A 24,632-nucleotide genomic window follows, 5' to 3' on the forward strand; every position below is an offset into this window, starting at 1 on the left:
GAAGCCGCTGGCGCACCCGACACGATTCGAACGTGTGACCTTTGCCTTCGGAGGGCAACGCTCTATCCAGCTGAGCTACGGGTGCGTCTTCAGCGGAGGCGTGTCTCTAGCCGAAAGGGCGCGTTCCCGCAAACGTCCATGCGCGGCATTTCAGGCGGGCAATTCGCGCGCGGGCGTTCGGGCTTAGGTTCCGCCACAAGAAGAGATAGAAGGACCGGTATGGTCCAGGGGGAAACCATGCGCGTCTGGAAGCAGTTCGCCGTCGCGGGCGCGGCGGCGGCCGGCCTGGGACTGGCGGCGTTCGGAGTGGGCGGCCTGGCGAACGCCCAGGCCACCGACGAGGCGCCGCATCCCGGCAAGGCGGTCTACGATCAGGCCTGTGCGGCCTGCCACAACGCGCCGGAGCCCGGCAGTCGCGCCGCGCCGGTCTCGGCCTTGCGCAAGATGAGCGCCCAGACGCTGGCGGCCGCCCTGACCACGGGGGTCATGAAGCCGATCGGCGACGGGCTCGACCGCCGACAGATCCGCGACGTGGTCGCCTACCTAGCCGCGCCGGAAGGCCCGCAGGGCACGGCCTGGATCGACGACAACCGCTGCCCTGAGGGCCAGCGTGGGGTGGACCTTTCCGCCGCCCCCGCTCAGGTCGGCTACGGCGTCGACACCGACAACAGCCGCCGGATGACCGCCGCCCAGGCCGGTCTGGCCGGCAAGGCCGCCGCGAACCTGGAGGTCGCCTGGTCGTTCGTGTTCCCCCGCACGTCCGGCCTGCGCGGGCAGGGCGTGGTGGTGGGCTCCACGCTGTTCTACCCGGCGGGACAGGCCGGCTACGTCGTGGCGCTGGACACCAGGACCGGCTGCGTGAAGTGGGCGACCCCCGGCGGCGTGCGCGCCAGCCTGGCCTATGGCCGCCTCGGCAAGGACGGTCCGTGGGCGGTGGTCGGCGGCGACGGCGAGGGCAAGCTGATCGCCTTCGAGGCCGCCACCGGCAAGGTGGCCTGGAAGGTCGACCCCCGCCACGACAAGACGGTCCCGCTGTCGGGCACGCCGATCTTCGCCGGCGACCGCATCGTCGTGCCGATCTCGGCCATCGACGTGGGCAACGCCATGCGGCCGACCTTCGAGTGCTGCAAGGCGCACGGCGCGGTGGCGCTGCTTGACGCAAAGGACGGCAAGGTCCTCTGGACCTGGCACACCATGGAGGACGCCAAGCCCCTGGGCCGCAAGAACAGCCAGGGCGTGGAGATGTACGGCCCGTCGGGCGCGCCGATCTGGTCCAGCCCGTCGGTCGACCTGAAGCGGGGCGTGATCTACGCCTCGACGGGCGAGAACACCTCGCCGCCGGCGACCGTCACCAGCGACGCCATGGTCGCCATCGACCTGAAGAGCGGGCAGCAGAAGTGGGTCTTCCAGGCCCTCGCCAACGACGTCTGGAACATGTCGTGCCCGGTGGGTTCGCCCACTGCGGGCCGGCGGCCGCCCGGGCCGAACTGCTTCTTCGCGGCCGAGGGGAGCGTGCTGCGTGACCACGACTTCGGCGGCGGGCCGGTCATCTGGCGTGGGAAGAGCGGCAAGACGCTCATCCTGGGCGGCCAGAAGTCGGGCGAGGTCTGGGCGCTGGAGCCGGCCACCGGCCGGAAGGTGTGGCGCATGCAGTTTGGCGAGGGCACGCCGCTAGGCGGCGTCCATTGGGGCATCGCCGCCGACGCGGCGCGCGTCTACGTCCCGATCGCCGACCCGAACGTGCCGCCGGAGAAGAACGCGGCTGGGCTCTACGCCTTGGATCCCCTCACGGGAAAGGTCCTGTGGTCCTGGAAGGCTGCGCCCGACTGTGACGGGGACGGCCGCAAGGCCCGCGTGCCCAGTTGCGCCGGGAAGTTCGGCATCTCGGCGCCTCCGCTGGTGGTGGACGGCGCGGTGATCGTCGGCGGGCTGGACGGGCGGTTCTACGTCCTGGAGGCCGCGACCGGAACGCTGATGGCGACCTACGACACGGCCGTGCCGTTCCAGGGCGTGAACGGTCTGACCGGCGCCGGCGGCTCGATCGATGCGGCCGGGCCGTTCGCCGGCGACGGGATGGTGTTCGTCAGCTCGGGTTACGCCAGCTTCGGACAGCAGGCGGGCAACGTGCTGGTGGCGTACCGACCGAGGCGCTGAGGCGATCCCTCCGCTGAAAAGGAGGGATGATCTCTACGCCTGGCCGGTCACGCTTTCCCAGAAGCGCTTGGCCTTGCCGGTGAAGCCGGCAGACTTCGGGTGCTGGGCCTCGCCGCACAGGCCGGCGAGTTCCCGCATCAGTTCCTTCTGGCGCGCGGTCAGGCGGGTGGGTGTCTCGACGAACAGTTCGACGACCAGGTCGCCCCGCTCGCGGCCGCGCAGCGAGGGCATGCCACGGCCCTTCACTCGGACCATCTTGCCGGTCTGGGCGCCCTCGGGCACCGACACGGTGATCTTGCAGTTCCCGTCGCAGTTCTCGCCGCCCAGCAGGCAGGGCGCTTCGATGTCGCCGCCCAGGGCCGCGATGCACATCGGCACCGGCACGGTGCAGAGCAGGTCCAGGCCGTCGCGCTCGAACAGCTCGTGCGGCTTCACGGAAATGAAGATGTAGAGGTCGCCGCGCGGCCCGCCGCGCAGGCCCGCGTCGCCTTCGCCCGCCAGGCGGATCCGGGCGCCGTCGTCGACGCCGGCCGGGATACGGACGGCGAGCGTCTTCTGCTTGCGGATGTGACCTTGGCCCCGGCAGTCGCTGCACGGGTCCATGACCATCTGGCCCGAGCCGCCGCAGCGCGGGCACGCCCGCTCGATGGAGAAGAAGCCCTGGCTGGCCCGCACGCGACCCGCGCCGTGGCAGGTGGTGCAGGTTGTCGGGCTGGTGCCGGGCTTCGCGCCCGAGCCGTCGCAGGTCTCGCAGGTCAGGGTGACGGGAACGTCGATCTCGACCTCGGCGCCGGCGTAGGCCTGCTCGAGGGTGATCTCCAGGTCGTAGCGCAGGTCGGACCCGCGGGCCGGACCGCCGCGCTGCTGGCGTCCGCGGCCGCCGAACATGTCGCCGAAGACGTCGCCGAACACCTCGTTGAAGATGTCGTGGACGTCGTGGAACTGGCCGCCCTGGGCGCCACCGAAGCCACCCTGGCCGTTCACCCCGGCATGGCCGAAGCGATCGTAGGCCGCGCGCTTCTGCGGATCGGAGAGGACCGAATAGGCCTCGTTGATCTCCTTGAACCGGGAGGCCGCGTCCTCGCAGCCGCCGTTCCGGTCAGGGTGGTGTTCCATGGCCATCTTACGGAACGCCGCCTTCAGGCCGGCGTCGTCGCAGCCACGTTCCACGCCCAGGATCTCGTAATAGTCCCGCATGAGACGTCAGACGCTCGAAAAGCTGTTGGAATTGAAGTGGGTGGGCCCCCGCCCGGGCGCAAGCCTTAGCATTGGCCGGGCGGGAGCCTCCAGTCCCGCGTGGAGGGCGGCGACGTCCCCATGGCCCCTCTCATCGCACCGGGTCGGATGAGGGGCCATGGGGCGCGTTGTCACGAGGACTTCTTGCCGTCGCCGTCGACTTCCTCGAATTCGGCGTCCACGACGTCGTCCGAGGCGCCCGGCTGTTCGCCGTCGGCGGCGCCGCCGGCATCCTGCTGAGCCTTGTACATGGCCTCGCCCAGCTTCATCGAAGCCTGGATGAGGGTCTGGGTCTTGGCCGAGATCGCCTCGGCGTCACCCGAGTCGAGCGAGCCCTTCAGGTCGTCGAGCGCCGTCTGGATGGCCGAGCGTTCCGCCTCGCCCACCTTGTCGCCGTGCTCGGCCAGGGCCTTCTCGGTCGAGTGGATGACCGCGTCGGCCTGGTTCTTGGCCTCGACGGCCGCCTTTCGCTTCTCGTCGTCGGCCTTGTGGGACTCGGCGTCCTTGACCATGGCCTCGATATCCGAATCCGAGAGGCCGCCGTTGGCCTGGATGCGGATCGACTGTTCCTTGGACGTCGCCTTGTCCCGTGCGGTCACGTGCACGATGCCGTTGGCGTCGATGTCGAAGGTCACCTCGACCTGCGGCACGCCGCGCGGCGCCGGCGGGATGCCGACCAGGTCGAACTGGCCCAGCATCTTGTTGTCCTGCGCCATCGGGCGTTCGCCCTGGAAGACCCGGATCGTCACGGCCGACTGGTTGTCGTCCGCGGTCGAGAAGGTCTGGGAGCGCTTGGTCGGGATCGTGGTGTTGCGTTCGATCAGCGGGGTGAACACGCCGCCCAGGGTCTCGATGCCCAGCGTCAGCGGGGTCACGTCCAGCAGCAGCACGTCCTTGACGTCGCCGGCCAGCACGCCCGCCTGCACGGCGGCGCCCAGGGCCACGACCTCGTCCGGGTTCACGCCCTTGTGGGGTTCGCGGCCGAAGAACTCCTTCACCGTCTCGACGACCTTGGGCATGCGGGTCATGCCGCCGACCAGGATCACTTCATCGATGTCGGACTTCTTGAGGCCGGCGTCCTTCAGGGCGCTCTCGCAGGGGCCGATCGTACGGGCGATCAGGTCCTCGACGAGGGCTTCCAGCTTGGCGCGCGACAGCTTGATGTTCAGGTGCAGCGGGCCCGAGGCGTTCATGGAGATGAAGGGCAGGTTCACCTCGTACTGGGTGACGCTCGACAGCTCCTTCTTGGCCTTCTCGGCCTCTTCCTTCAGGCGCTGGAGGGCCAGCTTGTCCTTCCGCAGGTCGACGCCCTGCTCCTTCTTGAACTCGTCGGCCAGGTAGTCGACGAGCCGCAGGTCGAAGTCCTCACCGCCCAGGAACGTGTCGCCGTTGGTCGACTTCACCTCGAAGACGCCGTCGCCGATCTCGAGGATGGAGACGTCGAAGGTGCCGCCGCCGAGGTCGTACACGGCGATCTTCTTGCCTTCGTTCTTCTCGAGGCCGTAGGCCAGCGCCGCCGCGGTCGGCTCGTTGATGATGCGCAGGACTTCCAGGCCCGCGATCTTGCCGGCGTCCTTGGTCGCCTGGCGCTGGGCGTCGTTGAAGTAGGCCGGAACGGTGATGACCGCCTTCTCGACCTTCTCGCCGAGGTGCTGCTCGGCCGCTTCCTTCATCTTCTGCAGGATGAAGGCCGAGACCTGCTGCGGGGAATAGTCCTTGCCGTGGGCCTTCACCCAGGCGTCGCCCGTCGGGCCCTTGATGATGTCGTAGGGCACCATGCCCTTGTCCTTCGCGACGACGGGGTCGTCGAAGTTGCGGCCGATCAGGCGCTTGATCGCGAAGAGGGTGTTGGTGGGGTTGGTGACCGCCTGGCGCCGCGCGGGCTGGCCGACCAGACGTTCGCCGTCGTCCATGAAAGCCACGACCGAAGGGGTGGTCCGCGCGCCTTCGGCGTTCTCGATCACTTTCGGCGTCTTGCCGTCCATGATGGCCACGCACGAGTTGGTCGTGCCGAGGTCGATGCCGATGATCTTGCTCATAGCCTAGGTCTGCTCGCTCCTATTTGGCGGACGCCGCGGATGGGCCTTCTAATGAAGCACCCGGGAAAATGCGACGCCCCCGGTTCGATGAACTCCCCGCCTGGCACCGCTTTCCGTTCGCGTCGCCCGGCGTTCGAGTGCCGATATGGGGAAATTCGAGGGGGCCGCAAGGGCAAAGCCCCCAATCGTGACAGGGACATTGGTCACGCCCGCCACCAGATGTGACGCGCCTCTACGTAGAGGGAGGCCGGGTGCGGCGTCTCGCCGCCCCGCGAGGCGAGGAAGGCGTGCTCCACGACCATGGCCTGCTGCTCGATGTTCATGGCGAGGAATCCCGGCCCGCGTTCGAGGTCGTAGGCGTAAGACGCAGCGCTGTCGCCCGCTTTGATCTTTGCCAACAGGAGCCGAACGCCGTTCTGCGCCTGCCAGACGTGGGTCAGCTCGTGGACGAAGACGGCCTGGGCGCGAAGCGGAACCTCGGACGCCGCGAAGTCGGCGGGCAGCGACGCCGCCGGCCAGACGATGAGACCGGGACCGGCCACGAACGCGCGCCGCCAGAGGGGAAGGGCGAGGATCCGCACCCGACCCGCGTCGAGCCCGGCGCCGAACACCTCTGCGGCCAGCGCCCGCTCCCCGGGACTGAGGCGGCGCAGGCGGAAGGGTTTTGCTGTGCGGCTCGGCATGGGCGGTTGACGCAAGGCTTGCCTCTGGGTTCCGCTCCACCCTCGCGCTGAACGCCCGCAGGAGGAAAGAGCCATGGTCACCCTTACCCGCCCCGACGGAACCCGCCCGGAGGATCTCCACCTGTCCCGGCGCGGCCTGACCCTGGCGCTGACGGGCGGCTATGCGGTGGCCGCCTGGTCGGCCCAGGCCCAGCCGGTGAAGACGGACGAGGCGGGCCTCGTGACCGGCATGGTGGAGCTGGCGTCGCCCGACCGCGCCCTCCCGGCCTATGTCGCCCGCCCGGCCAAGGCGGGGCGTCACCCGGCGGTGGTCGTCGTCTCCGAGATCTTCGGCCTGCACGAATATATCCGCGACACCTGCCGCCGCCTGGCGAAGGCGGGCTATGTCGCCATCGCCCCGGACTATTTCGCGCGGGTCGGCGACCTGTCGAGCAAGACCGACTTCCAGGAGATCCTCAGGCTGGTGGCCACCGCCAACGACCGCCAGGTCACCGGCGACACCGCCGCGGCCGTCGCGTTCCTGAAGGGTCAGCCCTTCGCCGATGCAAAGCGGATCGCGGTGACCGGCTTCTGCTGGGGCGGCAATGTGGTTTGGGAAACCTGCGCCCGGTTGCCGGACTTCAAGGCCGGCGTCGCCTGGTATGGCCGGCTCGCCGGCGGCCACGCGGCCAATGACGCCGAGGGCAAGACCCCCATCGAGCTCGCCGCCGACCTCAAGGCGCCGGTCCTGGGGCTCTACGCGGAGAAGGACAACGGCATCCCGCTGGCCGACGTGGAGAAGATGAAGGCGGCGCTGGCCGCCGCCGGCAAGACCGGCAGCAGCCTCGTCGTCTATCCGGGCGCCCAGCACGGATTCCATGCCGACTACCGCCCCTCGTACAGCAAGGAGGCGGCCGAGGATGGCTGGAACAAGATGCTCGCGTTCTTCCGGCAGCACGGGGTCTAGCCGCCGTCTGCTCGCCTTATGCGGGAGCGGACTTGCAGCCGACGGTCGTACAGTGCAGCTACCGCGCCGCTGGCCGGAATGGCCAAGCTTGATCGGTCAGGTGAGCGATGTTGAAGAGTCTGGCGACGACCGTCGCCGTGGCGGTTCTGGCCGCCGCGGCCCCCGCCTCCGCGGCGACCGTGTTCAATACCGCGAGCGTCTCCTTCACCGAGATTGGCCTGAACCTCGTGGTCAATCAGGGCGCGGCCGACGCGCGGACGATCGACTGGTCGCAGGGCGGCTTTTCCTTCCAGAATACCGACTTCGTGTTCGACCGGGCCGGCGGCAGCGTGCTCAAGGGCCACGGCGCCAGCGGCGGACATACGTACCGCTCCACGATCAGCAATCCCGGCGGCGCCCACTTCGAAGGCGGCACGACGGCCGGGGCCGACTTCGAACTGTCGCTCGCCGGCGCGATCGGGGCGATCGACTACAGGCTGCTCGAGCAGGTCATCGGCCAGCCGACCACGACGGCGCCCGTCACCTTCATGGGCAGCAGCGTCGACCTTTCGGTCACCTGGACACCGGACGGGTTTGACGCCTTCGTCGACATGCCCGGTTTCGCCGACACGCCGGCCCCGAATCTGGTCGCCGTGCTGGCCCCGGGCGCGACCGCCTACCTGAACGAAAGGGTCGAGACCAGCGGTCCCGACGGACGCTCGCTGACGGTGACGGCGTTCCGGGTCCACTATGACAACTGGGTCTATCAGGGGACGCGGTTCGACGGCGACTTCATTGTCGGCCGCGCGGTGCTGGCCCTGTCGGATCCGCAGGCGGCGGCCGTCCCGGAGCCCGGGACCTGGGCGCTCATGATCTTCGGGTTCGGTTTCGCGGGCGGACTGCTGCGTCGGAACATCGTCCGGGCGGCTTAGAAGACCGGCTCTTCCACCTTCGGCGCCGGGGGCGGCGGCGCGGCGGTCTGTTGTTGAATCACCTCGCCGATCTTGTCGGCCGGGGCGGCCGTCACGGCCTCGGGCCCGGCCGGCGCGCCCTTTTCCGCCTCGGCCTTGGCCAGGGCGGCGGCCTCGGCCTTCGCCTTCTTCTCGGCTTCCAGCGCGGCCTTTTCCTCCTCGGTCAGCTCTTCCTGCACCGCGGCGCCCTGGATGCGCTCGTCGACGAGCGGCTGGGCCTCCACCGCTTCCAGCACCTCGCCGGTCTGCGCGCCTGGCCGCTCGCCGGGCAGCCGCCCGCGCGACGGCGCGGTCGCGACACCTAGGGCGAACGCGCCCAGCGACGCTACGACGATGCCGGTGGCGACGAGCTGAAGCACGGGGCGGGGCATGGACCAGTTCATGCGGGCAAACTAGTGCGCCGCCCGGCCACACGGAAGCGCGATCTGGCGACGCGGAAATCACGGTAAACGCCCGATTAACGGTCCCTGCCGCAAACAGGGCGTATCAGTCTGGGAGACCTTGAGCGCATGGCGCGGGCGGTGCGGAAAACCGGCGGGGAGCTCGTGCTCCACATCGCCAGCCTGGCGTGGAGCCACCCGGCGACCGCGCGCCTGCGTGGCGGGCTCGTGGCGGCCCTGGGGGTCGCCCTGGCCGCGGCCTTCGCCAGCTACAATCCCGCCGACCCCAGCCTCAATGCCGCCGGGCCGGCCGCGCCGCGAAACGTCCTCGGCGGCGCCGGCGCCCTCATGGCGGACATCGGCATCCAGTCGTTGGGCGTCGCCGCCGGCCTGGCGGCTCTGCTGCTGGTCACCTGCGGCCTGGCCCGGGCGGCGGATCCCGAGCCGGATGCGAGCCGTCTCCGACTTCGGCTGCGCGCCGCGGCGGGCGCCCTCGGCGTGCTGGCGCTGGCCGGGGCCCTGGCCTGGGCGCCCACGCCCGCCGCCTGGCCGCTCGCCAGGGGGCTCGGCGGCTTCTGGGGCGATGGCCTCCTCGCCGGCCTTGCGGGCCTGATCGGCTATGCGCGGATTCCCGCCGGCCAGGCGGTCGCCGGCAGCCTGCTCGGGGTGACGGGCGCCGTGGCCTGCGGCTACGCCCTCGGCCTGTCGCGGCTCGATCTGCGCGGGCTTGCCGACGCCATCAGCCACGCCCTCAGGCCCCGGCCGAAGCTGGTCGCCGCCAAGCCCGAACCGGTCGGCGCGGCCAAGGTCGCGCGCCGCAAGCGCGGCGAGCCGGTCATCGACGCCGACCGGCTGGACGCGCCCGAGCCCGAATCCGCGCCGGCGGCCATCGCGCCCTCCGACGCCCCCGTGCTGACCGTCAAGGCGCCCAAGCCGGCGCCCAAGGAGAGCGTGCGCGAGCAGAAGGAGGCCCAGGCCACCTTCTCCTTCGCACAGGAAGGCGGCTTCCAGCTTCCCGAACTGGCCATGCTGACCAAGGCGCCCGCGCGCGCCGCCCAGTACGACGAGGGCGCCCTGCGCCAGAACGCCCAGCTCCTGGAGAGCGTGCTGGCCGAGTTCGGCGTGCGCGGCCAGGTGGACCAGATCCGCCCCGGCCCGGTGGTCACCCTCTATGAACTGGTGCCCGCCGCCGGCGTGAAGTCGGCCCGCGTCGTGGCCCTGGCTGACGACATCGCCCGCTCCATGAGCGTGGCCTCGGCCCGCGTCTCGGTGGTCCCGGGCCGCAACGCCATCGGGATCGAGCTGCCGAACCAGCGGCGCGAGACGGTCTATCTGCGCGAGCTTCTCGCCTCGGCGGAGTACGAGCGCGGCAGCCAGGTCGTGCCGGTCGTGCTGGGCGAGACCATCGGCGGCGAGCCCTACATCGCCGACCTCGCCAAGATGCCCCACCTGCTGATCGCCGGCACCACCGGCTCGGGCAAGTCGGTGGGGGTCAACGCCATGATCCTGTCGATCCTCTACCGCCTGCCGCCCGAGCAGTGCCGGCTGATCATGATCGACCCCAAGATGCTGGAACTCTCGGTCTACGACGGCATCCCGCACCTGCTGGCCCCGGTGGTGACCGATCCCAAGAAGGCGATCGTCGCGCTGAAATGGACCGTGCGCGAGATGGAGGACCGCTACCGGCGCATGTCCAAGATCGGCGTGCGCAACATCGCCAGCTACAACGAGCGCGCCCGGGAGGCCCTGGCCAAGGGCGAGCACTTCGAGCGCACCGTGCAGACGGGCTTCGACGACAGCGGCCGCGCCACCTACGAGAGCGAGAAGATCCGGCCCGAGCCGATGCCCTACCTGGTCGTGATCATCGACGAGGTGGCCGACCTGATGATGGTGGCCGGCAAGGACATCGAGGGCGCCGTCCAGCGCCTGGCCCAGATGGCCCGCGCCGCCGGCATCCACCTGATCATGGCCACCCAGCGCCCGTCGGTGGACGTGATCACCGGCACCATCAAGGCCAACTTCCCGACCCGGATCAGCTTCCAGGTCACGTCCAAGATCGACAGCCGCACCATCCTGGGCGAGCAGGGCGCCGAGCAGCTCCTGGGCCAGGGCGACATGCTCTACATGGCCGGCGGCGGCCGCATCACCCGCCTGCATGGCCCGTTCGTCTCGGATGGCGAGGTCGAGGCTGTGGCCAAGTTCCTGCGCGACCAGGGCACGCCGGCCTATCTCGACGAGGTCACCGCCGGCGGCGACGAGGACGGCGAGGAGGGCGACCTGGGCCTCGGCGGCGGCGAGGAGAGCAACGACCTCTACGACCGCGCGGTCGCCGTGGTCACCCGCGACGGCAAGGCTTCGACCAGCTACATCCAGCGCCGCCTGCAGATCGGCTACAACCGCGCCGCCTCGCTCATGGAGCGGATGGAGCAGGAAGGCGTCGTCGGCCCCGCCAACCATGCCGGCAAGCGCGAGATCCTGGTCAGCGCCGCGCCGTAGGCGCTCAACGGCTTCGCCGCCCCCCGGGCTTGTGACTGCTGGTCATGGGGTCCGGTTTCTTCGGCAGGGCCTTCTTCCGGTCGGCGCCGACGTAGCGTTCCTGGCTGGAGCCGAGGCCCATGCGGCCCGGCTGCTGCTCGCGCAGGCCCGACTCGCCGGAGCGGATCCGGGCGATGGCGTCGCGGAGCAGGGCGGCGGTCTCGAAGTCGCCGGCCTCGGCCGCCTCGGCCATCCGGCGCTCCAGGTCCTCGATCATGCCCATGGGAACGTCCTTCCGCGGACCGGCGTTGCGTCGCCTTGCGCTGGCCCTATTGCCGCCGCCCTGGCGCGATAGGACGTTCGCACGTAACGGAGCAAGCATGACCCTGACCCGCCGCAGCCTGACCCTCGCCCTCGCCGCCGCCCCGCTGGCGAGCCCGGCGTTCGCGCAGAGCGCGCTGTCGGCCGCCGACAAGGCGCTGGTGGACCGGGCCGTGGCCTATCTGGAAGGGCTGACCGAGGCTCAAGGCCGCTTCGTCCAGACCGACGCGCGAGGGCGTTCGACGTCGGGCCAGCTTTTCCTGAAGCGGCCCGGCAAGGCGCGCTTCGCCTACGATCCGCCCTCGGGCCTGCTGGTGGTCTCGGACGGCGGCGTGGTCTCGGTGCAGGACAAGCGCCTGAAGACCTTCGACCAGTATCCGCTGTCGGCGACGCCGCTGTCGCTGTTCCTCGCGCGCACGATCCGCCTCGACAGGGGCGTCAGCATCACCCGCGTCGCGCGGCTGGCCGACGGCTTCTCCATTACGGCGCGCGATGGGAAGAAGCAGACGGCGGGGCAGATCACCCTGACATTCCGCGACAGCCCCATGAGCCTGGTCGGGTGGACTGTCACCGACGCTCAGGGGCGTCCGACGCAGGTGCAGCTCCGCGGGCTGGAGCGGGCCTCCGGCCTCGACCGTTCGCTGTTCGTGCTGAAGGATCCGCGGCCGAAAAACGTCGGACGGGGCAAGGTCTGACGCCGCGTCAGGTGTGATCGCGACGACACACGCAAGCTTTGCTGTCGAATACCTTTGACAAACTGTCGCACTGTTGCGATATTGTCACTACGTCGCTGGCGCGCGCGTCGCGTCGGCGAACACCGTGCCGGAACCTATCCCCTCCCGGCGGCGGCATGAGAGACGACTCTTACGGCCCGGGCGCTCGCCATAGCGCCCGGGCCTTTCTTTCGTTCAGCTCTGGCTTAGAGAGACGGGATGCGCCTTCGCCTCTGCACCTGGAACGTCAACTCCGTCCGCCTGCGCGCCGAACAGGTCGCCCGCTTCGTGGCCGAGCAGGCGCCCGACGTCCTTTGCCTACAGGAAATCAAGTGCCGCGAGGGCGAGTTTCCGGTGAACGCCTTCAGGGACATGGGGCTGCCGCACCTGAAGATCGCGGGTCAGAAGGGCTGGCACGGCGTCGCCATCGCCTCGCGCCTGCCGATCGAGGACGCGCCGCCGCTTGATGTCTGCCGGGAGAAGCACGCCCGGTGCGTGGGCGGCATGATCGCGGGGGTCGAAGTGCACAATTTCTATATCCCCGCCGGCGGCGATGTGCCGGACCGGGCGGAGAACCCCAAGTTCGACCACAAGCTCGACTTCTACGAGAAGCTCACCGCCGAGCTGGGCAAGCGCGACCCCAAGGCGCCGCTGGCCGTCGTTGGCGACCTCAACGTGGCCCCGGGCGAGTTCGACGTCTGGAACCACAAGTACATGTCGAAGATCGTCAGCCACACGCCGGTGGAGATCGAGGCGTTCCGGGCCATGGAGGCATCGCTCGGCTTCATCGACCTGATGCGGGAGGCGACGCCCGAGCCTGCGAAGCTGGCCTCGTGGTGGAGCTATCGCGCCGCTGACTTCCGGCAGTCAAACCGCGGCCTCAGGCTGGACCACATCCTCATAACTCCCGGCCTGCGCGAGGCCGCCTGGCGACTGGGCGCGCCCGCGACGCGCATCCATGAGGATGTCCGGGCCTGGGAGCGCCCCAGCGACCATGCCCCGGTCAGCGCGGACCTGGTGCTGTAGGCTCCCGCCCCTGCACGCCGACGAGGTAGGCGACCTCATAGAGCCCGCCCGCCTTGGGGCGCTTCAGATAGAGCCGATAGCTCTGCCCGGGGCGGGTGTCGTACTGGTTCGGGCATTGCCTGGGCCCGGTCCAGACGCGGTAGCGGACCTCGCCGCCCCGCGCGGTCCCGCCCTTCAGGACCTGCGAGACCACCGCGCTCGCCTCGCCCTCGCGCAGCCCCATGCCCTGGCCTCCGAACGCCTGGGTCCGCACCTTCGCCACCACGACAAGGTCGGCGTAACGGAACGCGCGCGGCTCGGTTTCCGGGGTGAAGGAGATGGTGCAGGCGATCGCGGCCACGGGCGACAGCGCGACGACGCCGGCCGCCCAGGCGGAAAGACGCTTCACGGCGCCAGCTTGTAGCCGCCCTGTTCGGTCAGCAGCAGGCGGGCGTTGGCGGGGTCGGGTTCGATCTTCTGGCGCAGGCGGTAGACGTGGGTCTCGAGCGTGTGGGTGGTGACCCCGGCGTTGTAGCCCCACACCTCGGCCAGAAGTTCCTCCCGGCTGACGGCCTTCTCGCCGGCCCGGTAGAGGTACTTCAGGATGTTGGTCTCTTTCTCGGTGAGACGGATCTTCTTGCCCTTCTCGTCCACCAGCACCTTGGCCGCCGGGCGAAACTCGTAGGCCCCCAGGCGGAAGACCGCGCCCTCGGAATGCTCGTAGTCGCGGAGCTGGACCCGGATGCGGGCCAGCAGGACGGCGAACTTATAGGGCTTGGTGACATAGTCGTTGGCCCCGGCGTCCAGTCCGCGGACCGTGTCCTCGTCGGTGTCGGCGGCGGTCAGCATGATCACAGGCGCGGTCACCCCGTCCTGGCGCATCCGGGCGCAGGCGTCCCGGCCGTCCATGTCGGGCAGGTCGACGTCCAGCAGGACAAGGTCGGGCTTCGCCTCGCGCGCCAGGCGGACGCCTTCGCCGGCGGTGGGCGCTTCCACCGTCTCGAAGCCCTCGGCCTGCAACTGCTCGGCGATCGCCCCGCGAAGGTCCTGGTCGTCGTCGACGATGAGGAGGGTCTTGCGTTGAGCCATGTTGGGCAACAAACACCATCTGGGCGGCTGGCGCCAAAGGGATTTGATCCACCCGTGATCTTCACCGCCACATCCGACGGCTGGCTGGACCTCGGCGAGCGCAAGGCGCGCTGCGCCCTGGGCCCGGCCGGCGTGATACCCGCCGCCGAGAAACGCGAGGGCGACCTGGCCTCTCCCGCCGGCGTCTGGCCGATCCGCGAGGTCTGGTACCGGCCCGACCGCGGCCCGCCGCCCGCGACCGAGTTCAGGGTCCACGCGATGGACGAGGACGACGGGTGGTGCGACGATCCGGCGGACCCGGCCTACAACCGCCACGTCAAGCTGCCCTATCCGGCCAGCGCCGAGCGGCTGTGGCGGGATGACGGCGTCTACGACATCGTCGTCGTGCTGGGGCACAACGACGACCCGCCGGTCCCCGGCCTGGGGTCGGCGATCTTCCTGCACCTGTGCAAGCCGGGCTATCCGCCCACCCACGGCTGCATCGCCGTCGAGCGCGCCGACCTTGAGGCGCTGCTGGAGGACGCCCGCCCCGGCGACTCGGTCGAGATCCGGGCCGTCTAGGCGCTCACCGAGGCGGGCCGCCGTCTCCCGCGCCCTGGGGCGGCCGCGGGTTGCGCGGGGGCTCGAGACCGTCGTCCTGTCGGGCCTGCGGATAGCGCTCCGGCCCACCGGCGTCCTTCGCAGCGTCGAGAGGCTGGGCGGCGTTCTCCTTGCGGCCCTCGGTCTGGAGGCTGCGCTCCCTGTCCATGGTCGGATGCTCCGTCTTCCGGGTTCGCCATTCAAAGTCACGGCGGGCGGGTATCGTTCCAGCGCATCGGGGGTCGCCTCGCGGGACGGACGGCGCCAGATTGCCCGCCAGGAGGCCCATGGGGTGGCGGGGGACGAGATGGCCAGGAAAGAGCTCGTACGCCGCCACAGCGGGGTGGTGCGCCTGACGCACTGGGTCAATGTGGTCGCGATGCTGGTCCTGCTGATGAGCGGGCTGCAGATCTTCAACGCGCACCCGGCGCTCTACTGGGGCCATGCGTCGACGTTCGCCGACCCCTGGCTCTCGGTCCGCAAGGTCGAGATCGGCGACCAGCCGCGCGGGATCACCGCCATCGGCTCCCTGACCCTCGACACCACCGGCCTGCTCGGCTGGTCGGGCCCCGAGGGCCGTCGCGAACAGCGCGCCTTCCCGAGCTGGTCCACGATCCCGAGCTGGCGCGACCTGGCGATCGGCCGGCGCTGGCACTTCTTCTTCGCCTGGGTCTTCGTGGCCAACCTCGCCCTCTACTGGGCCTGGAGCCTTGCGGGGGGCCACCTCCGGCGGGACCTCCTGCCGACCCGCGCGCAGCTCAGGCCGGACCATCTCGCGCACGAGATCGCGGCGCATGCCCGCCTGCGATTCGCGAAGGGCGACGCCGCGCGCACGTACAACGTGATCCAGAAGCTGGCCTACCTTTCGGTGGTGGCGGTGCTGCTGCCGCTGATGGTGGCAACCGGCCTTTCCATGTCGCCCGGGTTCAACGCCACCGTGCCTGGCCTGGTCGATCTCTTCGGCGGGCGCCAGTCCGCCCGGACGATCCATTTCCTCGCCGCATCTGGCCTCGTGCTGTTCGTGGCCGTCCACCTGGCGCTGGTCGTCCTCTCCGGCCCCTGGAACGGCGTGCGCTCGATGATCACCGGCCGGTACGCCATCGTGCGGGAAGGAGACCGGTCATGACCCTGGATCGCCGCCGCTGGCTGTCGGCCGCCGGGGCCGCGCTCGGCTCGGCCTGGCTCGCCGGCTGCGATCGCCTCGCCACGAATTCGACCTTCACCGGCGTGCTGCGGGTCGCGGAACGGTGGACGAAGGGCGCCCAGCGCCTGGTGACCGACCGCAACGCCCTGGCCCGCGAGTTCAGCCGGGCGGAGATCTCCAGGGATTTCCGCGCCAACGGCACCCTGCGCCCGCAGGATCCCGAGTACGTCGCCCTCGTGGCGGAGAACTTCGCGGGCTACCGCCTCGTCATCGACGGCCTGGTGGAGCAGCCGCTGGCCCTGACGCTTGCCGAGGTCCGGGCCGCGCCGGCGCGCACGCAGGTCACCCGCCACGACTGCGTGGAGGGCTGGTCCTCGATCGGGGAGTGGACGGGCGCCCGCCTGTCGGCCCTGCTCGACCGGGCGCGGCTGAAGCCCGAGGCGCGCTACATCGTCCTCCACTGCGCCGACACCCTGGACCCCTACGCCACGGACGGCGCGGGCCGCTACTACGAGAGCATCGACCTCGTCGACGCCTACCACCCGCAGACCATCCTGGCCTATGCGATGAACGGCGCCACGTTGCCGGTCCGCCACGGCGCGCCGCTGCGCCTGAGGGTCGAGCGCCAGCTCGGCTACAAGCACGCCAAGTACGTCATGCGGGTGGAGGCGGTCGCCTCTCTGGAGGGGATCGGCCGCGGCCAGGGCGGCTTCTGGCCCGACCGCGGCTACGAGTGGTACGCCGGCATCTGACAGCAAAAGGGCCGGGGATCGCTCCCCGGCCCAGGTCCGATCCCGGACTGGCTTATTTCGCGAACAGGTCGGCCCAACGGCGCTTCTTGCGGTTCTTGTGCGCGCCGCGGTGGAAGGCGTCGGAGGCGATCAGCGGGACCACCGTGGTGGCTTCCGCGAACACCATCTGCTCCCAGGTCACGTCCACCTTGCCCCAGGAGCAGGCCTCCTTGAGCGTCGAGGACGAGCAGGCGCCGTCGCGCACGTCGGCCACGGTGATCTGGACCGCGTACTTGTGCATGTCGACCTCGTGGCCGAGGATCTCGGCGCACACGACGGTGTCCTGCGCGAAGTTCTTCGGCACGCCGCCGCCGACCATGAAGAGGCCGGTCGCGCCTGCCTTCAGCTTGATCTCGGTGAGCTCGCGGAAGTCGGCCACCGCGTCGATGGTGAGGTAGGGCTTGCCCGCCTTCATCCGCTCGACCTGGTGCTTCACGAGGCCGAAGCCTGCCGAGCTGTCCACGAACGCCGGGCAGAAGATCGGCACGCCCTCGCGGTAGGCCACCTCGATCAGGCTGTCCGGCTTCTTGGCGTTGCCGGCCGCCAGCCACTTGCCCATCTCGTGGATGAACTCGCGGCTCGAATAGGGGCGCGGCTCCAGCAGTTCGCAGATCTCGTAGATCGTGCCGTCGCAGTTCTGGAGCTCTTCCTCGTCGATGTAGGTGTCGTAGATGCGGTCGATGTACATCTCCCGCAGCTCACGATCGTCCACCGTGGAGTCGGCCTGGTAGTGCTTGAAGCCGAGGGCTTCGAAGAAGTCCATGTCGACGATCGAGGCGCCCGTGGCCACGACCACGTCGATCATCCCGTGCTTCAGCATGTCCCGGTAGATGTGCATGCAGCCGCCGGCCGAGGTGGAGCCGGCCAGCGTCAGCCAGGTCGAGCAGTCACCGTCTTCCAGAGACATCGACCAGATGTCGGCCGCACGCGCCGTGTCACGGCTGGTGAAGCTCATCTTCCGCATGGAGTCGATGATCGGCCGGGCGTCGTACTGATCGATCGCCACATGCTCGACGGTGTTGGCCAGGAGTTCGGCCTTGCGGTTCGAATTCGCCGGAGCGTTCATCTTCTGAAGTTCCCTTCTGAGGGTGATCGCCCGTCCGAAAATAGAAAGGCGCGACCGGGACGGAGCGACCGGCCGCGCCTATAACACTTCAACGTGTCAGCTAGTTACCGCTTGCGGCGCTTCTTGCCGGCCGCGCCCTTGGGACGCGACAGGCGGACGACCTTCCGCTCCTCCTCCCGCTCCTCGCGGGGCAGGCGGATCGAGCGGCCGGCCAGGCCGAACATCGAGGCCATCGGAGCGTCGGACACTTCCACGGTCTCGGCGTCGCCGAAGCCGTTGAAGCGGGTGTTCATGGCGATCCCGTAGGCGCCCAGCATGCCGATCTCCACGTAGTCGCCTTCGCGGATGTCCTCCGGCAGCCAGAACGGGCCCGGCATGTGGTCGAGGCTGTCGCAGGTGGGGCCGTAGAAGCGGAACGGCTTCAGGGGGCCTTCCACCTCGCGGGCGTCGTCGCCCTCGCCGCGGTACAGCTTCACCGGGAAGGGCCACTTCACGTGCGCCGCATCGAACAGCGAGCCGTAGCTGCCGTCGTTGAGGTACAGCGCGTCGCCCTTCTTGAGCTCGACCTTGGTGAGGATCGAGGAGGCCTCGGCCACCAGCGCCCGGCCCGGCTCGCACCACAGCTCGGTCTCCTCGTGGACGCTCATGTCCGCGAAGCCGCGCTGGATGGAGTCGACGTAGTCCGCCATGTCGGGCGGGACCATGCCGGGATAGATCGACGGGAAGCCGCCGCCCACGTCCACGATGTCGACCATGACGCCGGCGCGCACGATGGCGCGCTGGGCCTGGGCCATCGCCGCCTGGTAGGCGGTCGGCCGCATGCACTGACTGCCGACGTGGAAGCTGACGCCCATCTTGCCATGGGTCGCGCCGCGCGCGGCCAGCAGCAGGGCGGGCGCCTCGTGCATCGGCACGCCGAACTTGCCGGACAGCGAGTACGATGCGCCCTCAGCCACCACGCCCAGGCGGACGATCAGGGTGAGGTCCTCAGCCCCGTCGGTCGCCTCGAGGATCTTCTGCAGCTCCTCGTGGGTGTCGAGCGCGAAGGTCTTCACGCCATGGCGATGGTACGCCTCGGCGATGGCCCTGCGGCTCTTGACCGGATGCATGAAGGCCATGCGTGCGCCGGGCGCATACTTGGCCACCAGCTCGATCTCGGGGATCGAGGCCACATCGAACGAATTCACACCGGCGTTCACCAGGGTCTCGATGACCCACGGCGAAGGGTTCGCCTTCACGGCGTAGAATACGTCGCCTTGAAAATTGTCCTGGAACCAGCGCGCCGCTACGGCCACCACGCCCGGCCGCGCAAAGGCGACAGGACGCTCCGGGGACCGCTCACGGACCAGGTCCAGGGGCGTATGGTACGTCTGCACCTCACGCAACCCCCAACGGATTGTTGAACCTAGACCGGCGTTAGCAGCGCTTTTGAGGACATCGGGTCCGCCGGAAGGCGCGCAAATAGGGTCTTTGGACCGCGATGTAAAGCGTTCGTGTTTGCGACCTTCTCGCGCGCATTCCGAGCGTGGGCGGCGTGACCGCGCGCCTGGCGCGGGAGCGCGCTGGACCCGGAGCGCGCCGCCGTGCCATGAAGCCGGTCCAAGACGGGAAAGCTCCGAACCCTCCTCATGACCGACGCCGCCGTTCTGTCGATACGGAACGCCTCGAAGACCTTCGGCCAGCGCCGCGCCCTGGATGACGTGTCGCTCGAGGTCCACAAGGGCGAGATCATCGCCCTCATCGGCCCGTCCGGGTCGGGCAAATCGACCCTGCTGCGCTCGATCAGCGCCCTGCAGACGATCGACGCTGGGCCGGGTGTGATCACGGCCTTCGGCGGGCCCGTGCAGAAGGACGGGAAGATCGATTCCAACGTGCGGAAGACCCGCACCCGGATCGGCATGATCTTCCAGCAGTTCAACCTGGTGGGCCGCCTGTCGCTGTTCAGCAACGTGGCGCTGGGCTCGCTGGGCCGGATCGGCTTCTGGCAGGCGGCGTTGGGCCTCTGGCCGGCCGAGACCAAGCAGGCGGTCATGGCGGCGCTGCATCGGTTCGGCATCTCCGACTATGCCTCGCAGCGGGCGAACACCCTCTCGGGGGGGCAGCAGCAGCGCGGCGCCATCGCCCGCGCCCTGGTGCAGAAGGCCAAGATCATCCTGGCCGACGAGCCGGTCGCCTCGCTCGACCCGGTCTCCGCCCGCCGGGTGATGGAAATCCTGCGCGAGCTGAACGAGACCGACGGCCTGACGGTGATCGTCACGCTGCACCAGGTCGACTACGCCCTGCGCTACTGCAAGCGCGTGGTGGCGCTGAAGGCCGGCAAGGTGGTCTACGATGGCCCCCCGTCGGACCTGAAGCGCGACCGACTGATCGACATCTACGGCCCCGAATTCGAGGACGTCTTCTGGGAAGGAGCGCCCACATGATCCGTCGCACCCTCATCACCCTGGCGGCCGGCGCCGCCCTGGCGCTTTCGGCCTGCGGCAAGCCGGCCGAAAACGCGACAGACGCGACCAACCCCGACGAGCTGACCTTCTCGATCCTGTCGGCCGAGAACCAGGCGTCGATGGAGCCGCTCTGGGCGCCGTTGCTGGACGACCTGTCGGCGTCCATCGGCATCAAGGTGAAGCCCTATTTCGCCACCAACTACACCTCGCTGGTCGAGGCGATGCGCTTCAAGCAGGTGCACATGGGGTGGTTCTCCGCCTCCCCGGCGCTCCAGGCCGTGCGCCGGGCCGACGGCGAGGTTCTGGGCCGGGTCGTCGATGCGGGCGGCGACGCCACCTACAAGTCGGTGCTCATCGTGCGCAAGGGCAGCGGCCTGACCCTCGACAAGGTGCTGGCCTGCGACAAAACCCTGAACTTCGGCATGGGCGACACCCAGTCGACCTCGGGCACGCTGGCGCCGATGACCTACCTCTTCACGCCGCGCAACATCGAGCCGGCGCGCTGCTTCAAGACCGTCCGTTCGGCCAGCCACCAGGCCAACACCTTCGCGGTGGCGAACGGCGTGGTCGACGTCGCCACCAACAACACGGTCGGCCTGATCTTCTTCGCGCGTCAGAACCCCGAGCTCGCCGCCAAGGTGGAGACGATCTGGGAGTCCCCGCCGCTGCCCGAGAGCTCCATCGTTGTCCGCAAGGACCTGGACCCGGCGCTGAAGGAGAAGATCCGCCAGTTCTTCCTGACCTATGGCACGGGCACGGACGAGAAGGCCGCCAAGCAGCGCGAGGTTCTCAAGGGGCTCGCCTACGGCGGCTTCCGCCCCGCCGACAACTCCTACCTGGACCCGGTGCGCGAGATGGAGGCCAGCGAGGCCCTGGCCGCGGCCAAGCGCGGCGGCGACGCCGGCAAGATCGCCAAGGCCCAGGCCGAGTTCGACAAGGTCCGCGCCGAGGCCGCCCAGGCCCGCGCCATCGCGCCGGCGCCGGTCCAATGACCGTCCAGCCCGGCGCCATCCCGCCGCCGCCTGTCCGCACGCTGGCTCAGCGGGCGCCCGACCTGCTGATCTGGGGCTGCCTGATCGGCCTCCTGGCCATCGCCTTCGGACCCGCCGAGCTCTACAAGCTGCCGCTGTTGTTCTCGAATTCGGCCAACATGCAGGAGCTCGGGCGCGGCTTCATCACCCCCGACTTCACCCACTGGACGCTCTACGTCGGCAAGATGTGGCAGACGATCCAGATGGCGATCTGGGGTACGAGCCTGGCGATCGTCACCGCCATCCCGCTGGGACTGCTGGCGTCGCGCAACATCACCCCCGCGTTCATACAGGTCCCGATCCGTCGCCTGCTGGACGTGGTGCGGTCGGTGCCGGACCTGGTCATCGGGATGATCTTCCTGGTCGCCGTCGGCCCGGGCCCCCTGGCCGGCGTCATGGCGCTGGCGATCGGCACCTCGGGCGTGCTGGCCAAGCTGTTCTCGGAGGCCACGGAGTCCATCGACCGCGGCCCCGTGGAGGGCGTTCGCGCCACCGGCGGCGCCAAGCTGCACGAGATCGTCTGGGGCGTGATCCCCCAGGTGGCGCCGCTCTGGACCAGCTATGCGCTGTACCGCTTCGAATCGAACAGCCGTAGCGCCACGGTATTGGGCCTGATCGGCGCCGGCGGCATCGGCCAGGTGCTCGTCGACAGCATGAACGCCTTCGACTACTCGTCGACGGCGGCGATCGTGCTGGTGATCATCGTCGCCGTCAGCCTGATCGACATGCTCAGCCAGGCGATCCGGAGCCGCCTGCTTTAGGCTTGAACTTCGCCAGCAGGGCCCGCAGCTCCGGCTCGTCCACGAGTCCGGCCGCGCCGGCCGGCGCGATCCAGCGCCGGTCGCGCTCGACCATTTCGGGCCAGATGTCGCGCTCCTCGGTCACTTCGAGGCCGAACACCATCACCCGCACGTGCTGTAGCCGGCCCGAACGCAGGCGCTTGTCGTAGTGGTAGACGCCCAGGGGCTTGTGATCAGCACGCCCTACCACGCCGGCCTCTTCGAAGGCTTCCTGCGCCGCCGCGTCGGCGGCGTCCCGGTCCTTCATCGGCCAGCCTTTCGGGATGACCCAGCGGCGGGTTTCCCGGGAGGTGATGAGCAGCATCTCGACGCCGCCATCGCCGCGCCGCCATGGCAAGGCGGCATACTGGGTGCGCGGCTCGCGGTCCGCCTCAGGGCGTAGTCTGTCGGTCTTCTTGCCCATTTCGGCCGCTAACGGGCCTCCCCATCGAATCGCCCGTCAAGTGCGGGTTTGAGGGCGGGCGATGTACGCGGGCTTTCCGTGACCGTCGATTAAATTGTCATAAAACTGTCATCTGTGGCGGTGTCAGGCCGCCTCCTGCCGCCGTCGGACCCGGGCCAGCCGACGCAGGCGACGCCAGAACCGGGTTTTCTCGGGTTCTGGATAGGGCTGCAGGTTCTTCACGAAATCCTCGGCGCAAGCGCGCCACGAGAACTTCTCGGCGAACGTCCGCACGCCGGTCCGATCCAGGTCGAGGCATTGCAAGCAGGCCTCTCGCAGGCCCTCGGTGGCCGTCACCGCCAGCATGCCCGCGCCGGAACCGGGGATCAGGTCGATCGGGCCCGGGGCGGGATAGGCCGCCACCGGCGTGCCTGAGGCCATGGCCTCCAGGATCACCAGGCCGAAGGTGTCGGTCAGCGACGGGAATACGAAGACGTCGGCCGACCTGTAGTGAGCCGCCAGGTCGTCGCCGGACTTCGGCCCCTTGAAGATGGCCGTCGGATATTTGGTCTTCAGTTCCTCGAGCTGAGGCCCAGGCCCCACCACCACCTTGCTGCCCGGCAGGTCGAGGGCGAGGAAGGCCTCGATGTTCTTCTCGACGGCCACGCGGCCCACGTACAGGAACACCGGCTTCGGCAGGTCGGCGAACAGATCCGGTTCGTCATCCGCCCGCGGGCGGAAAGTCTCGGTGTCCACCCCGCGCGACCAGGCCGAGATGTTGCGGAACCCGTGGCGGGTGAGCTCCTCGCGCATGGTGGGCGTCGCCACCATCAGTCGGCCCGACGGTTTGTGGAACCACTTCATGTAGGCGTATCCTGCCGCCAGCGGCAGCGGCAGGCGGGCCGACACGTACTCCGGGAACCGGGTGTGGTAGCTGGTGGTGAACGGCAGCTTCCACTCCACGCAGATGCGCCGGGCGGCCAGGCCAATCGGCCCTTCGGTGGCGATGTGGATGGCCTCGGGCTCGAAGGCCTTGAAGCGCTCCTGCACGGGCTCGTAGACGCCGATCGCCACCTTGATCTCGGCATAGGTCGGCAGCGGGAACGTCTTGAACTGGCCGGGGTGGATCACCTCCACCGTGTGTCCCATGCCCTGCAGCTCCTGCACCACGCGGGTCAGGGTGCGGACGACGCCGTTCACCTGCGGCTCCCAGGCGTCGCTGGCGACCAGGATGCGCATGGGCCGCTGCATGTCCCGCGGCGCGGTGATCGCCTCGCGCAGGCGCCGGTCCGAACGCGAGGGTTTCACCCGCTCGGGCGCCTGGCCGAAGGCCTCCGACTGCATCCAGGCCCAGAAGGCGCCCAGCAGCGCCTCCTTGGTGGGAAAGTGCCGATAGACCGTGCGCTCGCCGACGTCGGCGTCACGCGCGATCTCGGCGAAGCTCAGATCCTCCAGCGAGCGGTGCTCGAGCTGGCGGCCGACGGCGCGCAGGATCTGGGTGCGGGTCTCCTCCCGCTGGCGATCGCGCAGGTTCGGCAGGGGCGTCTTCATGGCAGCCGCACTGTCATGAGTTCGAGCGGCAAGTCAACGCGGGGTCACGACCCGCTGGCTGCCGAAAACGGCCGCTCCGGCGCCTAATCGCCGCACAATTCACCCGGCCGCGGGGGAGCGCGACGACTTGCGCGCTGGAAAGTCGTCATGAACCGCTGCTATGGGCGGAGTTCGAGCAGGCCCTCCCCAGGTCGCCCCTATATTGGGTCCGATGGACGCCAGAACCTATCCGGCCAAGGCGACGCCCAAGTCGCAGCGAACTCGCGCCCGTATTCTCGATGCGGCGATGCGGCTGTTCGCCGAAATGGGCTACCATGAGGCCACGAACGCCGTGATCGCGGACGCCGCCGGTCTGACCCGCGGCGCGATGCTCTATCACTTCGCCTCCCGCGAGGAGCTGGTCGAGGCGGCGATCTCGCACATCGAACTCCACCGCGCGCGCCTGTTCGAGCAGGCGGCCTCGGCGCCGACACCGCCGGGTGTCGATGCGGCCGAGCATGCGATCGACGTCTACTGGGCGCTATTGCATGAGCTGCCGTTCCTCGCCTTCGCCGAGCTGGAGGCCGCCGCCAGGACCGATCCCATGCTTGCCGAGCGGCTGGCGCCGGCGCGCAGCGCCTTCGACCATGCCCAACTTGGCGGCGACCGGATCGGCGCCATGGTCCAGGCCGGGGACGACCCGCGGTTCCAGACCAGCCGCGACCTCGGCCGGTTCCTGTTGGAGGGGTTGGCCAAGGGCTCGATGACCTACGACGAGATCGCCCGGCGCGAACGGCTGATCACCGTGGTGAAGCGCGCCGTGCGGATGCTGAACCGAAAGGGCGATCTGCACGACCTGTGGACCGACTGAGCG

General features: G+C 69.5%; 25 protein-coding genes, 1 tRNA gene and 1 pseudogene. 13 read left to right on the forward strand and 14 right to left on the reverse strand.

Annotation, left to right across the window (positions count from 1 at the left end):
* Positions 1–8: 8 nt before the first annotated feature.
* A tRNA-Arg gene (locus tag DJ019_RS05780) sits at positions 9–85 on the reverse strand.
* 152 nt (positions 86–237) lie between these two features.
* Here DJ019_RS05780 and DJ019_RS05785 point away from each other — a divergent pair.
* On the forward strand, positions 238–2,154 hold the full coding sequence (locus DJ019_RS05785; protein ID WP_165843904.1) for an outer membrane protein assembly factor BamB family protein: 1,917 nt from the start codon (positions 238–240) through the stop codon (positions 2,152–2,154).
* A 33-nt stretch (positions 2,155–2,187) separates the two neighbouring features.
* On the opposite strand, the gene dnaJ is transcribed toward DJ019_RS05785, so the two are convergent.
* The 3 genes from dnaJ to DJ019_RS05800 form a co-directional block, all read right to left on the reverse strand.
* A complete protein-coding gene (gene dnaJ, locus DJ019_RS05790) occupies positions 2,188–3,351 on the reverse strand; it encodes a molecular chaperone DnaJ (protein ID WP_111275037.1) in 1,164 nt (387 codons plus the stop codon).
* A gap of 170 nt (positions 3,352–3,521) precedes the next feature.
* Positions 3,522–5,429, reverse strand: coding sequence for a molecular chaperone DnaK (gene dnaK / locus DJ019_RS05795; RefSeq protein WP_111275038.1), 1,908 nt, complete (start codon positions 5,427–5,429; stop codon positions 3,522–3,524).
* 203 nt (positions 5,430–5,632) lie between these two features.
* Positions 5,633–6,127: a hypothetical protein gene (locus DJ019_RS05800; RefSeq protein WP_240606383.1), complete on the reverse strand. Its 495-nt coding sequence runs from the start codon at positions 6,125–6,127 to the stop codon at positions 5,633–5,635.
* A 58-nt stretch (positions 6,128–6,185) separates the two neighbouring features.
* On the opposite strand from DJ019_RS05800, the gene DJ019_RS05805 reads away from it, so the two are divergent.
* The gene (locus DJ019_RS05805) at positions 6,186–7,058 is read left to right on the forward strand and encodes a dienelactone hydrolase family protein (protein WP_111275040.1); all 873 of its coding nucleotides are present in this window, start codon (positions 6,186–6,188) and stop codon (positions 7,056–7,058) included.
* A 107-nt stretch (positions 7,059–7,165) separates the two neighbouring features.
* Entirely contained in the window at positions 7,166–7,969 is an 804-nt protein-coding gene (locus tag DJ019_RS21145) for a PEPxxWA-CTERM sorting domain-containing protein (RefSeq protein ID WP_205854092.1), read from the forward strand.
* Here the strand turns inward: DJ019_RS21145 and DJ019_RS21150 are convergent.
* Positions 7,966–8,379, reverse strand: a complete 414-nt coding sequence (locus DJ019_RS21150) for a hypothetical protein (RefSeq protein ID WP_205854093.1) — start codon at positions 8,377–8,379, stop codon at positions 7,966–7,968. The two genes, DJ019_RS21145 and DJ019_RS21150, sit on opposite strands and share 4 nt — an antisense overlap.
* A 138-nt stretch (positions 8,380–8,517) precedes the next feature.
* Here DJ019_RS21150 and DJ019_RS05820 point away from each other — a divergent pair, with 138 nt between their 5' ends.
* Complete coding sequence (locus DJ019_RS05820; protein ID WP_111275041.1) at positions 8,518–10,884, forward strand: DNA translocase FtsK; 2,367 nt, start codon at positions 8,518–8,520, stop codon at positions 10,882–10,884.
* Positions 10,885–10,888: 4 nt separating this feature from the next.
* Here the strand turns inward: DJ019_RS05820 and DJ019_RS05825 are convergent, their stop codons facing one another.
* A complete protein-coding gene (locus tag DJ019_RS05825; protein WP_111275042.1) occupies positions 10,889–11,146 on the reverse strand; it encodes a UvrB/UvrC motif-containing protein in 258 nt (85 codons plus the stop codon).
* A 97-nt stretch (positions 11,147–11,243) separates the two neighbouring features.
* Between DJ019_RS05825 and DJ019_RS05830 the strand changes: the two genes are divergently transcribed.
* Positions 11,244–11,879, forward strand: coding sequence for a LolA family protein (locus DJ019_RS05830; RefSeq protein ID WP_111275043.1), 636 nt, complete (start codon positions 11,244–11,246; stop codon positions 11,877–11,879).
* Positions 11,880–12,116: 237 nt separating this feature from the next.
* Positions 12,117–12,923 (forward strand): exodeoxyribonuclease III, encoded by an 807-nt coding sequence (locus DJ019_RS05835; RefSeq protein WP_111275044.1) that lies wholly within the window; start codon positions 12,117–12,119, stop codon positions 12,921–12,923.
* Here the strand turns inward: DJ019_RS05835 and DJ019_RS05840 are convergent.
* Entirely contained in the window at positions 12,901–13,311 is a 411-nt protein-coding gene (locus tag DJ019_RS05840; RefSeq protein ID WP_111275045.1) for a hypothetical protein, read from the reverse strand. The genes DJ019_RS05835 and DJ019_RS05840 overlap by 23 nt on opposite strands.
* Positions 13,308–13,991 (reverse strand): response regulator transcription factor, encoded by a 684-nt coding sequence (locus DJ019_RS05845; RefSeq protein WP_111275046.1) that lies wholly within the window; start codon positions 13,989–13,991, stop codon positions 13,308–13,310. Before DJ019_RS05845 ends, DJ019_RS05840 begins: the two co-directional genes overlap by 4 nt.
* 54 nt (positions 13,992–14,045) lie before the next feature.
* On the opposite strand from DJ019_RS05845, the gene DJ019_RS05850 reads away from it, so the two are divergent.
* On the forward strand, positions 14,046–14,552 hold the full coding sequence (locus DJ019_RS05850; RefSeq protein ID WP_111275047.1) for a L,D-transpeptidase family protein: 507 nt from the start codon (positions 14,046–14,048) through the stop codon (positions 14,550–14,552).
* A 4-nt stretch (positions 14,553–14,556) separates the two neighbouring features.
* Here the strand turns inward: DJ019_RS05850 and DJ019_RS05855 are convergent, their stop codons facing one another.
* Entirely contained in the window at positions 14,557–14,739 is a 183-nt protein-coding gene (locus DJ019_RS05855; RefSeq protein ID WP_111275048.1) for a hypothetical protein, read from the reverse strand.
* Positions 14,740–14,877: 138 nt separating this feature from the next.
* Between DJ019_RS05855 and DJ019_RS05860 the strand changes: the two genes are divergently transcribed.
* Complete coding sequence (locus tag DJ019_RS05860) at positions 14,878–15,696, forward strand: cytochrome b/b6 domain-containing protein (protein ID WP_111275496.1); 819 nt, start codon at positions 14,878–14,880, stop codon at positions 15,694–15,696.
* Positions 15,693–16,466 (forward strand): molybdopterin-dependent oxidoreductase, encoded by a 774-nt coding sequence (locus tag DJ019_RS05865; protein ID WP_111275049.1) that lies wholly within the window; start codon positions 15,693–15,695, stop codon positions 16,464–16,466. Before DJ019_RS05860 ends, DJ019_RS05865 begins: the two co-directional genes overlap by 4 nt.
* 52 nt (positions 16,467–16,518) lie before the next feature.
* Here DJ019_RS05865 and DJ019_RS05870 read toward each other — a convergent pair whose 3' ends face one another.
* Positions 16,519–17,571, reverse strand: a complete 1,053-nt coding sequence (locus tag DJ019_RS05870) for a 1,9-bis(guanidino)-5-aza-nonane synthase (protein WP_111275050.1) — start codon at positions 17,569–17,571, stop codon at positions 16,519–16,521.
* A gap of 104 nt (positions 17,572–17,675) precedes the next feature.
* On the reverse strand, positions 17,676–18,947 hold the full coding sequence (locus DJ019_RS05875) for a type III PLP-dependent enzyme (RefSeq protein WP_111275051.1): 1,272 nt from the start codon (positions 18,945–18,947) through the stop codon (positions 17,676–17,678).
* Positions 18,948–19,199: 252 nt separating this feature from the next.
* On the opposite strand from DJ019_RS05875, the gene phnC reads away from it, so the two are divergent.
* From phnC to phnE, 3 genes are read left to right on the forward strand one after another with little or no spacing between them, the layout of a single operon-like run.
* Positions 19,200–19,994, forward strand: coding sequence for a phosphonate ABC transporter ATP-binding protein (gene phnC, locus DJ019_RS05880; protein WP_111275052.1), 795 nt, complete (start codon positions 19,200–19,202; stop codon positions 19,992–19,994).
* Positions 19,991–21,007 carry a phosphate/phosphite/phosphonate ABC transporter substrate-binding protein gene (gene phnD / locus DJ019_RS05885; protein WP_111275053.1) on the forward strand — a complete coding sequence of 339 codons (1,017 nt, stop codon included), beginning with the start codon at positions 19,991–19,993 and terminating at the stop codon, positions 21,005–21,007. The genes phnC and phnD overlap by 4 nt, the downstream gene beginning before the upstream one ends.
* Positions 21,004–21,807: a phosphonate ABC transporter, permease protein PhnE gene (gene phnE, locus DJ019_RS05890; protein WP_111275054.1), complete on the forward strand. Its 804-nt coding sequence runs from the start codon at positions 21,004–21,006 to the stop codon at positions 21,805–21,807. The genes phnD and phnE overlap by 4 nt, the downstream gene beginning before the upstream one ends.
* Here phnE and DJ019_RS05895 read toward each other — a convergent pair.
* The 3 genes and pseudogenes from DJ019_RS05895 to DJ019_RS21330 all read right to left on the reverse strand — a co-directional run.
* Positions 21,776–22,249: an NUDIX hydrolase gene (locus DJ019_RS05895; RefSeq protein ID WP_111275055.1), complete on the reverse strand. Its 474-nt coding sequence runs from the start codon at positions 22,247–22,249 to the stop codon at positions 21,776–21,778. The two genes, phnE and DJ019_RS05895, sit on opposite strands and share 32 nt — an antisense overlap.
* Positions 22,250–22,372: 123 nt before the next feature.
* The gene (locus tag DJ019_RS05900) at positions 22,373–23,467 is read right to left on the reverse strand and encodes a glycosyltransferase family 4 protein (protein WP_240606411.1); all 1,095 of its coding nucleotides are present in this window, start codon (positions 23,465–23,467) and stop codon (positions 22,373–22,375) included.
* Positions 23,468–23,596: 129 nt separating this feature from the next.
* Positions 23,597–23,779 (reverse strand): annotated as a pseudogene (locus DJ019_RS21330) (TetR/AcrR family transcriptional regulator); the annotation flags it as partial.
* 211 nt (positions 23,780–23,990) lie between these two features.
* On the opposite strand from DJ019_RS21330, the gene DJ019_RS05905 reads away from it, so the two are divergent.
* Positions 23,991–24,629, forward strand: a complete 639-nt coding sequence (locus DJ019_RS05905; RefSeq protein ID WP_165843905.1) for a TetR/AcrR family transcriptional regulator — start codon at positions 23,991–23,993, stop codon at positions 24,627–24,629.
* The last annotated feature ends 3 nt before the right edge of the window (positions 24,630–24,632 follow it).

Source organism: Phenylobacterium kunshanense (assembly GCF_003254525.1).
Classification (GTDB): domain Bacteria; phylum Pseudomonadota; class Alphaproteobacteria; order Caulobacterales; family Caulobacteraceae; genus Phenylobacterium; species Phenylobacterium kunshanense.

Coding starts and splice junctions, on each gene's coding strand:
- DJ019_RS21150 (WP_205854093.1), bottom strand. CDS start 8,379: ATGCCCCGCCCCGTGCTTCAGCTCGTCGCCACCGGCATCGTCGTAGCG.
- DJ019_RS21145 (WP_205854092.1), top strand. CDS start 7,166: ATGTTGAAGAGTCTGGCGACGACCGTCGCCGTGGCGGTTCTGGCCGCC.
- dnaJ (WP_111275037.1), bottom strand. CDS start 3,351: ATGCGGGACTATTACGAGATCCTGGGCGTGGAACGTGGCTGCGACGAC.
- DJ019_RS05830 (WP_111275043.1), top strand. CDS start 11,244: ATGACCCTGACCCGCCGCAGCCTGACCCTCGCCCTCGCCGCCGCCCCG.
- phnD (WP_111275053.1), top strand. CDS start 19,991: ATGATCCGTCGCACCCTCATCACCCTGGCGGCCGGCGCCGCCCTGGCG.
- DJ019_RS05845 (WP_111275046.1), bottom strand. CDS start 13,991: ATGGCTCAACGCAAGACCCTCCTCATCGTCGACGACGACCAGGACCTT.
- phnE (WP_111275054.1), top strand. CDS start 21,004: ATGACCGTCCAGCCCGGCGCCATCCCGCCGCCGCCTGTCCGCACGCTG.
- DJ019_RS05870 (WP_111275050.1), bottom strand. CDS start 17,571: ATGAACGCTCCGGCGAATTCGAACCGCAAGGCCGAACTCCTGGCCAAC.
- DJ019_RS05835 (WP_111275044.1), top strand. CDS start 12,117: ATGCGCCTTCGCCTCTGCACCTGGAACGTCAACTCCGTCCGCCTGCGC.
- DJ019_RS05805 (WP_111275040.1), top strand. CDS start 6,186: ATGGTCACCCTTACCCGCCCCGACGGAACCCGCCCGGAGGATCTCCAC.
- DJ019_RS05825 (WP_111275042.1), bottom strand. CDS start 11,146: ATGGGCATGATCGAGGACCTGGAGCGCCGGATGGCCGAGGCGGCCGAG.
- DJ019_RS05865 (WP_111275049.1), top strand. CDS start 15,693: ATGACCCTGGATCGCCGCCGCTGGCTGTCGGCCGCCGGGGCCGCGCTC.
- DJ019_RS05855 (WP_111275048.1), bottom strand. CDS start 14,739: ATGGACAGGGAGCGCAGCCTCCAGACCGAGGGCCGCAAGGAGAACGCC.
- DJ019_RS05860 (WP_111275496.1), top strand. CDS start 14,878: ATGGCCAGGAAAGAGCTCGTACGCCGCCACAGCGGGGTGGTGCGCCTG.
- phnC (WP_111275052.1), top strand. CDS start 19,200: ATGACCGACGCCGCCGTTCTGTCGATACGGAACGCCTCGAAGACCTTC.
- DJ019_RS05820 (WP_111275041.1), top strand. CDS start 8,518: ATGGCGCGGGCGGTGCGGAAAACCGGCGGGGAGCTCGTGCTCCACATC.
- DJ019_RS05900 (WP_240606411.1), bottom strand. CDS start 23,467: ATGCGCATCCTGGTCGCCAGCGACGCCTGGGAGCCGCAGGTGAACGGC.
- DJ019_RS05905 (WP_165843905.1), top strand. CDS start 23,991: ATGGACGCCAGAACCTATCCGGCCAAGGCGACGCCCAAGTCGCAGCGA.
- DJ019_RS05785 (WP_165843904.1), top strand. CDS start 238: ATGCGCGTCTGGAAGCAGTTCGCCGTCGCGGGCGCGGCGGCGGCCGGC.
- DJ019_RS05895 (WP_111275055.1), bottom strand. CDS start 22,249: ATGGGCAAGAAGACCGACAGACTACGCCCTGAGGCGGACCGCGAGCCG.
- dnaK (WP_111275038.1), bottom strand. CDS start 5,429: ATGAGCAAGATCATCGGCATCGACCTCGGCACGACCAACTCGTGCGTG.